10 protein-coding genes are annotated in these 13,210 nt (G+C 68.2%); 4 read left to right on the top strand and 6 right to left on the bottom strand.

Going from position 1 to position 13,210, the window contains the following annotated elements; translation table 11 throughout:
- Window positions 1-906 carry a dimethylargininase gene (gene ddaH / locus AC1DWT_RS24580; protein ID WP_206015191.1) on the bottom strand — a complete coding sequence of 302 codons (906 nt, stop codon included), beginning with the start codon at window positions 904-906 and terminating at the stop codon, window positions 1-3.
- An 81-nt stretch (window positions 907-987) separates the two neighbouring features.
- Here ddaH and AC1DWT_RS24575 point away from each other — a divergent pair, with 81 nt between their 5' ends.
- Window positions 988-1,440, top strand: a complete 453-nt coding sequence (locus tag AC1DWT_RS24575) for an Lrp/AsnC family transcriptional regulator (RefSeq protein ID WP_072945733.1) — start codon at window positions 988-990, stop codon at window positions 1,438-1,440.
- 80 nt (window positions 1,441-1,520) lie between these two features.
- Here AC1DWT_RS24575 and AC1DWT_RS24570 read toward each other — a convergent pair whose 3' ends face one another.
- From AC1DWT_RS24570 to eccCa, 4 genes are all read right to left on the bottom strand, one after another.
- A complete protein-coding gene (locus AC1DWT_RS24570; protein ID WP_072945730.1) occupies window positions 1,521-1,802 on the bottom strand; it encodes a WXG100 family type VII secretion target in 282 nt (93 codons plus the stop codon).
- 43 nt (window positions 1,803-1,845) lie between these two features.
- Entirely contained in the window at window positions 1,846-2,163 is a 318-nt protein-coding gene (locus AC1DWT_RS24565; protein ID WP_015889935.1) for a WXG100 family type VII secretion target, read from the bottom strand.
- A gap of 132 nt (window positions 2,164-2,295) precedes the next feature.
- Window positions 2,296-3,699 carry a type VII secretion-associated protein gene (locus AC1DWT_RS24560; protein ID WP_241031542.1) on the bottom strand — a complete coding sequence of 468 codons (1,404 nt, stop codon included), beginning with the start codon at window positions 3,697-3,699 and terminating at the stop codon, window positions 2,296-2,298.
- Window positions 3,681-7,682, bottom strand: a complete 4,002-nt coding sequence (eccCa, locus tag AC1DWT_RS24555; RefSeq protein ID WP_206015190.1) for a type VII secretion protein EccCa — start codon at window positions 7,680-7,682, stop codon at window positions 3,681-3,683. Before eccCa ends, AC1DWT_RS24560 begins: the two co-directional genes overlap by 19 nt.
- Window positions 7,683-7,964: 282 nt before the next feature.
- Here eccCa and eccD point away from each other — a divergent pair, with 282 nt between their 5' ends.
- Window positions 7,965-9,437 carry a type VII secretion integral membrane protein EccD gene (gene eccD, locus AC1DWT_RS24550; protein ID WP_477922568.1) on the top strand — a complete coding sequence of 491 codons (1,473 nt, stop codon included), beginning with the start codon at window positions 7,965-7,967 and terminating at the stop codon, window positions 9,435-9,437.
- Window positions 9,434-10,825 carry a type VII secretion-associated serine protease mycosin gene (gene mycP, locus AC1DWT_RS24545; protein ID WP_072945721.1) on the top strand — a complete coding sequence of 464 codons (1,392 nt, stop codon included), beginning with the start codon at window positions 9,434-9,436 and terminating at the stop codon, window positions 10,823-10,825. Before eccD ends, mycP begins: the two co-directional genes overlap by 4 nt.
- Window positions 10,826-10,887: 62 nt before the next feature.
- Here the strand turns inward: mycP and eccB are convergent, their stop codons facing one another.
- Entirely contained in the window at window positions 10,888-12,378 is a 1,491-nt protein-coding gene (gene eccB, locus AC1DWT_RS24540; RefSeq protein ID WP_206015188.1) for a type VII secretion protein EccB, read from the bottom strand.
- 112 nt (window positions 12,379-12,490) lie between these two features.
- Between eccB and eccE the strand changes: the two genes are divergently transcribed.
- Window positions 12,491-13,210: type VII secretion protein EccE (eccE, locus tag AC1DWT_RS24535; RefSeq protein WP_477922565.1), on the top strand; the 720-nt coding region annotated here is incomplete at its 3' end.

The raw sequence follows: 13,210 nt of genomic DNA, 5'->3' as shown, positions 1-13,210 counted from the left end.
TCACCCCTGACTTTCGTCCCGGATCCCGCGGAAGCCGCGGAGCTCCAAAGTGCTGCACTTGATTCCGCCACCGGATTTGAGGAATTCCGAGTAGTCGACCGGAACGGGTTCGTACCCGCGGTCCGACAGCTGGTCGGCGAGGTGTGAAGCCTGCACGGGCAACACCACATTGGCGCCGTCGCTGACCAGGTTGAGTCCGAGCCAGTCGGTGTCCGTCCCGGCGGCGATCACCGCATCGGGGAATATTCGCCCCAGCACGTCGCGACTGTCGGGCGAAAACGCGGAGGGCAGGTACGCGATGGTGCTGTCGTCGAGCACGCCCAGCGCGGTGTTGAGGTGGTAGTAGCGCGGGTTCACCAGGTTCAGGGTGATCACCGGACGACCGAGGTGCGCCGACGCCTCGGCGTGCGACCGTGGGTCGGACCGGAACCCGGTTCCAGCGAGGATCACGTCGCCGACGACGAGGAAGTCGCCCTCCCCCTCGTTGACGTACCGCGGCAGGGTGGGCCTGATCAGCCCGTTGTCCCGAAACCACCGGAACACGTGTTCGGCCTCGGCGCGTCGCTCGGCGGTCCGGTACCGGGCGCCGAGAGCGACGCCGTCGACGACGAGTCCGCTGTCGGTGACGAACACCATGTCCGGGAGCCCCTCGACGGGGTCGATCGTCAGCACCTCGTGGCCGAGCCGCCGGTAGGTGTCCGCGAGCGCGGACCACTGCGACATCGCACGGTCCCGGTCCACGGGTTCACCGGGGCGCATCCAGTCGTTGATGGCGTAGACGACGTCGAAATACGTGGGCGGGCACATCAGGTAGGTCCGCGGGTGGGCGTGGCGGACGGCGTCGCCCGGCGCGACCGCCGGCTCCTCATAGGGGCTCTCGGACTCGATACCAGCAGTGGGCGCCATCTCCACTCCCCCTCGATCGGTGTCGGTGACATCAGTATCCACCCACCAAAAGGCCTGATCAATGCGCTAGCGTTCCATCACATGGATGATTCGTTGCGTCTGGACGGGCTCGATCGGCGGATCGTTGCGCGACTGGAGCGCAATGCACGGTCCAGCTTCGCCACCATCGGCGCCGAGGTCGGGCTGTCCGCACCGGCCGTGAAGCGCCGGGTCGATCGACTGGTCGAGTCCGGAGCGATCACCGGATTCCATGCGGCGCTCGATCCCCGCGCCCTCGGCCCGGGCGTCGAGGTGTTCGTCGAGTTGTACTGCAGCGGTCGCACGTCGGCCGTGGAGATCGCGCGGATCGTGTCCCGCCACACCGAGGTTCAGGAGGCGTACACGGTCACCGGCGACGCCAACGCCCTGCTCCGCGTCCGCACCACCGACACCGCACACCTCGAACGAACGCTGGAGAACCTGCGGTCGGAGCCGGCCGTCCTCCAGACCAAGAGCAGCGTCGTCCTCAGCCGACTGATACCGCCCGCCGACTGATCCCCTCGTCGTACACGGCGGCGACGACAGTGCCCCAGCAACCGTGGATTGCTGGGGCACTCGGGTGTGTCACGCGAAGATCAGAGCCAGGCCGTGGCGTTCCGGTCTTCCGCGGACTGCATGTCGATGGCGCCGTCCTGGACGACCTTCGAGATCGTCTGCAGGACCTGGAGCAGATCCTCGTGAGAGCTGTCCCACTTGGCCTGCACAGCCTGGTAGTTGTCCCGCGCACCGCTCTCCCACTGCGCCACGAGGCCGTTGACGTAGCCCTTGAGCTCGTCGTGCGTCTCGCGCAGCTTCGCTTCGTTCGACTTGATGTCGGCCGCCAGCGCCTGCAACTCGGCAAATCCGTACTTCAACATTCGGTGCTCCCCTCGAGCTTCGTAACTGTTCTCGGTGCCGGCGCTAGATGTCGAGCGATCCCGAGGCTCCAGCCGAATGGATCGCATCCTGGTTGGCCTGCTCGGCGGCGTCGTAACCCTTGCCGTTCTCGCGGATCTTCACCGCAATCTCGTCCAGCGACTCCTGCATACGGCGCGAGGCATCTCCGTACCGTGCCATCAGGTTCATGAACGCCGTCTGCGCTCCACCCTGCCACGCCGAAGACGACTCCTCGCAACGACCCTTGAGGCTGTTGATCGTGCCCTGCAGCTGGCTGTTCACCGTCTGCACGTGATTGGCCGCGACCTCCATCTGGCCGACATCGGTAACAACTCCCGCCATGTGTGACTCCTTCTGCTCTCGGTGCGGCGGCCCCCACTGGACTGCCCGAATTCACCCCTACACAAGATTGGACGCGTCATCCGCCCAATCGGTTCCACCTCCGTGGAAGATTTCTCGGCGAAGAGAACGGGATCACCGGACGATCACCAGCGACCGCACGACGTCCTCGCACACGCTCTCGATCGACTCCCACTCCTCGGCCAGGAACTGGCAGCCGACGCTCACCTGGAGGTCGCGTTCGACGAGTACGTGCCATCGCACCGCGGAACTCTCGTCGGGGAACTCGCTGTACGCGATGCCGGGTCTGCCTCCGAACACGACGTCGCGCTCGAGTTCGCCGAACAGTTCGGGCCGGCCGCGCTGCGCGATCTTCGACGCGAGCGTCGCCGCCACCTCGTCGTATCCGGAACCCTCTCGAACCGCGTTCTGCGTGATGATGATTCGCCTGTCGGCCCCACCTGCCGGCACCAATTCCAGCCGGGGCACGGCGGAGTTCGACGCGGGTGCCCGCTCCTTCCATCCGCTCGGCAGCGTTACACGAATGCCGCCCACCTCGAGGCTGGCGTCGGTCGTGGTGGTCGTCGGCACCGCGGACCGCGTGAGCGTCGGGGCCGGGGCCGCCGGTGCCGCACTCGCGTCGAGTGCGCGGACCGTTTCGGTGCCGGGGTCGGGGTCGCGAAGTGTGAAGACGAGAACGGCCCCGACGACCACTGCCAGCACCGCAGCCACCGCGAGAAAAGTGGGCCGCACGTTCCGCCGGCCCCCGCGATCCGACCCCTGCAGTGCCGGTTCGAGCCAGTTCGACTGCGGGACAGCCATCGTCGTCGGCGCTTCGTCGGCGTCGACCACGCCGACGACGAGTGCCCGGGCAATCTCTTCTCCGGTGACGATCCGGACATCGGTGTTCGCGGGCGCGACCGCGACCACGGCGTCCCGCATCGATGCGCGCTCCTGCGAATCTCCGGCCCCCGTCAGGAGGATTCCGTCGACCGGGCGATCACCGCGGGCCCGCGCACCGAGTTCCGCGATCGCCGCAGCCCACTCGTCGATCCCCTCGTCCGCGCAGAGCGACGGGTCGTGCTCGCATGCGACGACCCGGTATCCGCCGACCTCACCGACCACGTAACTGGCCGTCGCGCCCATCGTCCGGCTTTCGAGCACCAGCCATCGACCGCCGGAAGAAACAGCACCCTCGGCCGCCGCCACCGCGACCGGAACCAGCACGGTGTCGGCGGCAACCCGTGAACCCGCGGCGGCGAGCACATTCTGCCGCGCGGAACCCCACTCCGTCGGGTGCGACAGTACCGCCGTCGCGATCGGCGACGCCTCCCCCGCACCGCCGATCACAGACCGGTACACCGCGGTCAGTGCGTCGGACACCGCGAGAACACCACCGTCGACGTCGACGTACTCGTCGTCGACGAAGCACAGCGGCGTCGTCTCGCGTACCGCCCTCGTCACGCCCTGCACGCAGGACCACATGCCGGATTCAGTGAGGTGAATCGCGACCGACGACATCACAGCGGGGGCATCCACGCGAGCTGGATCAGGCCGGTACCCGCACGGTTGACCAGCGTTCCGCGCCCGGGAGGCATCGCGCTCGGACGGACGGTGCCGATGAGGTTGCCCTCCTCCCGGTTGCCGCTCATCACGAGGCCCGTGGATTGCAGATCACGCAGGCGTGCGATGACCGGCTCGTACATCGCCCGTGCCGCACCGCCGGAGCGTCGCGCGATGATCAGGTGGAATCCGATGTCGCGGGCGTGCGGCAGGAATTCGACGATCGCGGAGACGGGGTTCCCGCTCGAGGTCACGACGAGGTCGTAGTCGTCGATGACGACGAAGATTTCGGGGCCCGACCACCAGGACCGGTCGCGCTGCTGCTGGCGGCTGAACCCGGGACCCGGCATGCGCTCCTTCAGCAGGAACGCGAGATCCCTCATGTTCGTCCCCAGCACGTCCTCGGACGGTGCGTACGAGGCGAGGTGCTCCGTTTCGACGACACCGAGCATCGTGCGCCGATAGTCGCCGAGAATGATCTTCGCCTGTTTGCTCGTGTTCGACGCCATGATGCCCTCGCAGATGTTCCGCAGGAGCGTCGTCTTACCGCATTCGGTGTCGCCGAAAACCAGGAAGTGGGGCTGCTCGGCGAAGTTCAGGAACATCGGGGTCAACTCGGCCTCGTCGAGGCCGATCGGAATCTGCAGACATGCCTGCGCAGGGTCCAGGTAGGACGGCCACCCCCCGGCAGCGTGGAGCAGGTCTTCGCGGGCGATCTGTGCCGGCAGCATTCGCACCTTTGGAGCGGGCCTGCCGTGGGTCGCGGCGGCGACGGCGGACACCGCGTGCGCCACCCCGGTTGCCAGGGCGGTCGGATCCGAGCTCCCGTCGAACCTCGGCAACCCGATGAGCAGATGCAGGCTGTCGCGGGTCATGCCGCGTCCGGGCCTGCCTTCGGGAACGAGTGCCGCGGTCTTGCGACCGAGGTCCGAGTCCGACGGGTCACCGAGCCGCAGCTCGATGCGCGTGCCGAGCTGATCCTTGAGCGCGGGCCGGACCTCGCCCCACCGTGACGCCGTGAGGACCACGTGCACGCCGTACGACAAGCCCTGGGACGCAAGGTTGGTGATCTGCTGTTCGAGAGCCTCGAAATCCTGACGGATGCTGCCGAACCCGTCGATCACCAGGAACACGTCGCCGAACGGGTCCTGCGCGACCCCCGCAGCCGGGCCGCCGCTGCCGGGGTCGGAGGCACGTAGACGGCGGAACTCCGCCATCGACTCGACCCCGAGTTCGCGGAAACGCTCCTCGCGTTGACGCACGATGGTGTTCATCTCGGCGACGGTGCGCCGCACCCGGTCCACGTCGAGGCGGTTGGCGACCGATCCGACGTGCGGTAGTCCCGACAGTCCGGCGAGCGTGCCGCCACCGAAGTCGAGGCAGTAGAACTGCACCTGCTCCGCGGAATGGGTGGCGGCCAGCGACGTGATGAGCGTGCGGATCGCAGTGGACTTGCCCGACTGTGGTCCACCCACCACGGCCATGTTGCCGGTGGACCCGGACAGATCCACGACGAGCGGGTCGCGCCGCTGGTCGTAGGGTCTGTCGATGATCCCGATCGGTGCACGCAGCGAACTCAGTGCGGGAACCGGTTCGGTGAGAACGGACCTCGGCAGCATCTGGTCGAGGGTCGGCGCGGCGTCGAGGGGCCGCAGCCACACCTCGTGGGCGCGCGGTCCGCGGTCCTTGATCCGTTCGACCACGACGTCGATGGTGGTGCGGGTTTCCGCCGCCTCCTCGGTCAGGTGGAGTGACTGTGGTTCGTCGTGGATCTCGACGACGTCGACGGCGACGGGTGCGGCCGTGAAGATCTTCGGCCGCAGGTCGACCGCCGCCTCACCGGGGCGCCGCACGTTGTCGACGCGACCGCCCTCGTAGGTGCCGGACACGTACGAGGCCTGGAAGCGGACGATCTCCGCGGAATCGCATTTGAGGTATCCGGCGCCCGGGGTCGCGGGCAGGTGGTAGGCGTCCGGTACACCGAGCACGGTGCGCGATTCGTTGGCCGAGAACGTCTTGAGGCCGATCCGGTACGACAGGTGGCTGTCGAGGCCTCGCAGTTTGCCCTCTTCCAGCCGCTGACTCGCCAGGAGCAGGTGGATGTGCAGCGACCGGCCGAGTCGGCCGATGGCGACGAAGAGGTCCGCGAACTCGGGCTGCTGGCTGAGCAGTTCGGAGAATTCGTCGACGACGATGAACAGCGCGGGCAGCGGGTCGAGGTCGGCGCCGGCCTGGCGGGCTTTCTCGTATTCGGTGACGTTCGCGAAGTTCCCGGAGGAGCGCAGAAGTTCCTGGCGTCGGTTCATCTCACCGGCGAGGGCGTCCCGCATCCGGTCGACCATCGCGAGTTCCTCGGCGAGGTTGGTGATCACCGCGGCGACCTGCGGCGCGTCCTCGAGGCCGAGGAACGTGGCGCCGCCCTTGAAGTCGACGAGGACGAGGTTGAGCGCCTCGGGCGAATGCGTCGAGATCAGCCCGAGCACCAACGTCCGCAGAAACTCCGATTTGCCGGAACCGGTGGCTCCGATGCACAGTCCGTGGGGCCCCATTCCGTTCTCGGCCGACTCCTTCAGGTCGATCTCGACCGGGTGACCGTCCACTCCCACACCGATCGGGACCCGCAGCCGGTCGCGGCCCTGGCGGGGCAGCCACGCGTGATCCGGGTTGAGACGGCCGACGTCGCCGATTCCCAGCATCTGGCTCCACGTCTGGACCGGCTGATCGTCGTCGCCGGCGTCCACTGCCGTATGCGACGCCGTCCGATACGGCGCGAGTCGCCGGGCCAGTGTTTCCGCCTGGTGAGCGCTGACGAGGTCCGCTGTCGCGAACATCTCCACTCCGACTCCGCTGCGGGCGCCGAGGGATCCGTCCTGCGCGACGAGTTGGAGGCCACGCGTGGCCGTCAGTCGCGGGCAGAAACCGCTGATGTCGAGAACGGAGACCGAGTCGACGCCGCCGTCGGTGATCATCCCCGATTCGCCCTCGAGAATCCCTCCGTCGACGACGATGACGAATTGCGGAACACCGGGCGCGGCGGGCGCGTTGCGCGAGAACCGGTTTCGCATCGACAGCTGGGGGCCGAGCGCGGATTCGAGTTCGAGGATCGAGCCGTAGATCATGCGGGACGAACCGACACCGTCGGACGAATCCGGATGCTGCGCGTGCGGCAGCCACTTCGCCCAGTCCCACTCGTGCTCCGTGTCGGGACCGCACACGACGGCGACCAGGAGATTGTCCGGGCCGTGGAATGCGCACAACTGCATGAGCATCGACCGCACCAGGGACCGTGCGGTACCGCGGTCCCCTTCGACGGAGATGGCCGCGAAGCCGCGCAGCGACACCGCGGTGGGCAGGTTCTGAACGACGGAGTGCGCGCGGACGAAGCGACGAAGCGACACCGCTGCAACCGGTTCCAGATCCTCCACCGGTCCGGTCTCCGGCGCGATCAGGCGGGTCGCGAGGCGCTGGCTTCCCCGGCCGACGCGCACGTGGCAGTAGTCGGGGTCGGTGATACGGCGCTCCCACATGCGAGCCGTGCCTGCGAGGGTCCACAGCAGACCGGGTTCGGGGTGACTCCAGTCGAGCGCTTTTCGCTGCTGCCCGCCGGTCTCGTTGACGTCGCGCCGCAGCTGATCGAGGTAGCGCAGGTAGTCCTTGCGGTCCTCGTTGGCCTCCGCCGCTTTCGGGCCACCACGGCCGCCGCCTGCCAGCATGCCGAGCATCGACACCATCATCATGACGGGAAAGAGCATCGACATCGGATTGCGGGCCATGCCCGACGAGAACATCAGGGCCATCATCCCGACCATGGCGACGACCATGACCACGGGAAGGAGCTTGGTTAGAAGGTTTCCGGGAACCAGACGTGGAATCTCGGGCGGAGCCTGCAAGCTCACTTCGCCGCCCGGAATGCGTGGTACTTCCCGTCGCGCTTTGCGCACGAATCGAATAGTGCTCACTACTCGCCCCCATGACTACAACCGCCCCGAAAAAACCGTGCAGCCGATCCGATCCCGAAACTCCGGGTCCGCCCCCCTGGGCTCGATCCGCGAAGTCAGACACTAACCCATGGAGGGCGATCGGGCATATAGGAGGTCGTGCCCTGGTGGACACTGGAGGCACCGCCCGCAGTGTCGTAAGGTCACCCGTGATCAAACCGGACGACGATCCGTGATCTGTCGTCGATCGGTGTCGTAACGGCGCAGATGGGGTTGTGCGTCGGAAGAGTTGGGGGAATCGCAGTGTCCGTCACCCATGACGAATCGCGGGGATCCGCTTCGTCCACCCGTCCCGGTGCCGCGGCCGATCTGTGCCGCATCACCGTCCTGTCGACGCATTCGCAGGTCGACATGGCCGTGCCGTTCGGTGTGCCGCTTGCCATCCTCGTTCCGGGGATCGTCGACACCATTCGCACCCATCGCAGTACCAACGATTTCGACGACTCCCTCGAACAGTACGAACCGAGCGAGTGGGTTCTCGCGAAGATCGGGCACTCGCCGCTCTCGACCACGTTGACGTTGCACGAGCACGGAATCCGCGACGGGGATCTCCTCGTGCTGCAGAGTGTGCACGCCGGCGCACCGCCGCCGCTGTTCGACGACATCATGTACAACGTGGCGATCGCCGACGCCGAGGGCGACCGCGAGTGGACCCGGGGTTCCGCACGGGTCGTGGGCTCCGTCGCCGCCGTGCTCGGCACCGTCGTCGGTTCGTTCGCACTGTTGTGGTCCGGGGCGGGGACGGAAGGATTCCTGGGGGCGGGTTGTGCCGTCGCGACGGCCCTGCTGTTCCTGATCGCCGGCGCGGTCACCGGCCGCGTCTACGGCGACGCGCCCAGTTCCGTGGTCCTCAGCGGATGCGCCGTTCCCCTCTCGTTCGCCGCGGGAATTCTGTTCGTGCCGGRCGATCTCGGCGCTGCGCACCTGCTCCTCGGGCTCGCGCTGGCCGGTACCACCGCCGTTCTGGCGTTACGACTGGGCGGGGTCGGGCTGCGACTGTTCACGGCACTGTCGGTGACGTCCCTGTTCGGATCGATCGCCGCGCTCGTGGCCACGCTGTTCGGCAACCCGACCGCCGCGGTCGGCGCGGGCCTCGTGGCGGCGGCGCTGATCGGACTCGCCTTCTCGGCCCGGGTGTCGATACTGCTGGCGAAGCTTCCGCTGCCCCCGGTCCCCGCTCCGGGCACGTCGGTCGATCCGTCCGAGGACGACCCGGACGACGAGGTGACGATGCCCTCGTTCGACTCCCTCGCACAGCGAGCGGCACGTGCCCGCAAGTACCTCACGGGCCTGGTCGGCGCGATGACGGCACTCGCCGTGACCGGCGCCCTCGTCGCGGCGCACCCGGGCGTGCACGACGGAATCTTCTGGCCCGGACTCGCTCTCGCCGTCGCCACCGCCACCGTCCTGATGTTCCGGGGACGCACATACAGCAGCGCCGAGCAGGCCGTTCCGCTGATCGCGGGCGGGGTGACGATACTGGTTCTGCTGCTCACCGCCGCGGCTGTCGCCGTACCCGACTTCGCGATCGCATCGTTCGCGGTCGCGATCCTGTTCGCCGTCGGCGGGCTGGTGCTGGGAATCCTCGCCCCCCGCCGGACGTTCTCGCCCGTGATGCGGCGGGTGGCCGAGCTCATCGATCTGGCGGTGATCGCGTCGATCGTCCCGCTGGTGTGCTGGGTGACCGGTCTCTACTCGCTGATGCGTGGACTGTGAGGCGCCGGCTCACCCGCGTCGTCCTGGCCACCGCGATCGTGGCGGTCACCGCCGCCGTGGGTCAGGGCGGCGCCTCGGCTGTGGTGCCCGCTCCCGTGGACGTCGGACTTGTTCCACCGACGGACCGCCAGAAGGCCGAGCTACGCCGCAATTGCAAAGATGCCGTGCGCGTGCCCGACGGCCCCGACGTCCCGGCGGCCCAGCGCGATCTCGACTTCCAGTCGGTCTGGCCGATCACGAGGGGCGCCGGTCAGATCGTCGCGGTGATCGACACCGGCGTCTCGCGGCACCCCCGTCTCCCCGGACTCGTGGACGGCGGCGACCTCGTGGGGACGCAGACCGGAACGGTCGACTGCGACGCGCACGGCACTCTCGTCGCCGGGTTGATCGGCGCCTCGCAGGTGCCCGGCTCCGGTTTCTCCGGTGGCGCACCGGATTCGCGGATCCTGTCGATCCGGCAGTCGAGCAATGCGTACAACCCCGCCGGCCAGGCCGACGAGGTCGACAACGCCGGCAACTCGGTCGGCGGATACGGAAACGTTGTGACGATGGCGACGGCGATCCGGCGTGCGGCCGACCAGGGTGCGACCGTCATCAACATCTCCGAGGTCGCGTGCAAGACCGCTACGGAGGGGATCGGCAGCGGCGACCGGTACGTGGGAGCTGCCGTGAAGTACGCCGTCACGGTGCACAACGCCGTGGTGGTCGCGGCAGCAGGCAACTTCGGTTCCGGAGACTGCAAGATTCAGAATCCACCGGTCGACCCCCTCCGGCCCGGCGCCGATCTGTGGGACTCCGTCAGCACCATCGCGAGTCCCGCCTGGTACGACGACTACGTGCTCACCGTCGGCTCCGTCGAGCCAAACGGTTCGGCGAGCGACTTCAGCCTGGCCGGTCCGTGGGTCGACGTCGCAGCCCCGGGAACCGGTCTCACGTCACTGCACCCGACCACCGGCGACCTGACGAACACGGTGTACGCCCCAGAGGGCAACGCGGAGCCGGTGCAGGGAACGAGTTTCGCCGCCCCGTACGTCTCGGCGACCGTCGCCCTGGTTCGTTCGCGGTTCCCGCAACTGTCCGCACAGCAGGTCATGGCCCGCATCGAGGCCACGGCGCATGCTCCGGCAGAGGGGTGGAATCCGTCGGTCGGGCACGGGATCATCGATCCGCTGGCGGCAGTCACCGCCGACGTTCCCCTCGACGATGCCATCGTCGATCAGTCGAATTCCGTCGCGATCGAGGAGCTTCCGGCCGCTGCTCCCCCGGACCATCGGCCGCGCAACGTCGCAGTGGCGGCCACCGGAACGCTGAGCGCACTGCTCGTGCTCGGCGTCCTGGCGTCGTTCCCGCTCCGCCGCCGGTTCCGCTCGGCGACCGACCGGAACTGACCCTCCGCCCGACGGGGAGGATGCGGACGCCTGAACGAGACCGCGTCCTCCCCCGCGAACTCCTATCTGGATCCTGACGCGACAGCGGCAGGGTCGAGGTCCGGTGCGACACCGTCGTGTGCAACGAGCGCCGACGACTTTCCGAGCGAGGGGCCCTGCGCCAGGAGGGCGAGTATCTGCCAGGGCGCGAGAGGCTGGGCGCCGTCGAGCCCCAATGCCTTGGCAGAGTCTTTGTCCGCGTCCCTGTCCGGGATACCGAACCGAACTCCCGTGTCCGCGACGAAGAACCAGCTGTCACGTCGCGTGCTCGTGGGCTCGATGCCGGTGGACTGCACGAAACCGCTGGTTCCCGGTTGTACATAGACCGTGTCGGCGTTGTCGCCCGCGCCGTCCGCCTGGGCCAGTTCGACCGCGCGGGCGTCGCCCGGGATCGGGAGGGCGCGGCCCGCGACCAGCGACAGTTCGGCCGCCGGACCACTCGAGCCGGTCTCGTCCGGTGCACGGAGAGGCTTCCACGTCAGGCAGCTCACGGGACTGTCGGAGGCATCGACGATCGTGGGCGCCGACTCGGGAAAGCTGTCCACCTCAATCTGTTCCACGGAGGGGATTCGCTTGGTGGCGTCCGGCGGGACGCTCGACATCTCGGTGTCGCCGTGCGAGTCCGACAGGAAGATCAGGTTCGCGACGGCCGAGCTGATCTTCTGGATTCCGTCGCGAAGGACCACGTAGTGGGTGGCCTCGGAGCCGATCAGCGCCGTGAACACCGATCCCACGACCTTGTCCTGCAACGGATACCGAGGGCTGCTTCCGGCCCCCGGAATGACGGGAGCCGCGAGTGGCGGCACCTCGGGGATGGCGTTGACGAGGCCCTTGCTCACCGGACGCGGCCGGGCGCCTTCGAGGCCCAGCGCACGGGTGACAGCAGGGTCGTCCAGGTCGACCCTGGCCCGCTTGCCGCCGTAGATCAGGTACGACGCGTCGGAGGTCGACGCAAGCAGTGCCTGATCTCCCGTGAGGGACCCGCCGCCGTCGGAACCCTCCGTCTTCCCGACGATGACCGATGTTGTGACGGAATGATTTCCGTCGGCCGCGATCGAATCGCACACGGTCCACGGGGTCTTCGCCGCGGGGTCTCCGGCAGGCAGCGCCGACGGCGCGCCGGGGATCCCGACGAGGGCACCGCGCGCGCGGGTGTCGAGTTCGGATTCCTTGACGATCACCGGATTCTCGGACTTTCCGACGATGAGCCGGGCGGACGCGAGATTCAAAACGGGACGGAGAGTGTCGCCCATGACGACGAACATTGCGCCCGAGTCCTTGCCGACGACGATCGACGCGTCACCGATCTTGTCCTGCGGACGGAACAGCGCCAGCGCTGCGCACCCTGCGAGGCCGAGTGACGCGATCACAACCCCCACCGCGAGCGCGCGTGACTGCGACCGCATGGGGTCGTGCAACATTCGGACGTCGCGACGCACCAGGGCGTGCTCCATCCTTCTGACCAGAAAGCGATACCCGTTGACCTGCCACCGGGTGGTGGGTGTTACAGCCATTGTTCCTCCCCCGTGCTGCACAGCGCTCGGGGTGACACAGTACAGTTCCATCGACAATCTTCACGGCGGACGGGTACGGGTCTGCTGGGTTCAGGTATTCGGGGGAGGAACCATGGACCGCTCACGCGTCACACGTCGGCCGTCGTCTCTTCGGTTCTCGGCGACCGAGGTGATCCTCGCACAACTTCTGGGGGTGACCGGCGGCGTCGTGGCCTCGCTGTGCGGGCTGGTCTGGTGGGGCGCCGTCGCACTTGCCGTCCTTCTCGTCGTCGCCGCGCTCGTCCGGGTAGGCGGCTGGTCGAGCCTGGACTGGGCCCGGACGTACTGGCGGTACTGCACCGAACCCGGCCGGACGGAGTCCCGCACCGTCGGTTTCCAGGCGCCGACCGGCCAGTCCGTCGGGCTCCGCTGGGACGGGGGGAACGTGGTCGCCGTCGTCGAGGTCCTTCCTCCCGCGGGCAGTCTCACCCAGATCACCCGTGACGGCTTCCAGACGACGCACGAACTCCCCACCGACGCGCTCGCCGCGTGCCTCGTGCAGCACGACATCTCGCTGACCGGAATCGACATCGTCAGCCACGGCTATCGCGCCGCGGCAGGCACACCCGCGACCGATGTGTACGACAGACTGGTCGGACCGCTCCCGGCGACGGCGACCCGGATGGTCTGGCTCGCCCTGCGATTCGACGCCACCGAGAGCGTCGCGGCTGTGGCCCGGCGAGGCGGCGGCGAGGAAGGCGCTTCCCGCGCGATCACGATCGCGGCCGGCCGGGTCGTGCGCGCCCTCGCCGATTCCGGCTGCCGCGCGCGGATTCTCACCGCCCCCGATATC

It is taken from the genome of Rhodococcus sp. P4_B6 (assembly GCF_056402215.1).
This window is presented reverse-complemented; position numbering and strand designations above follow the sequence as displayed.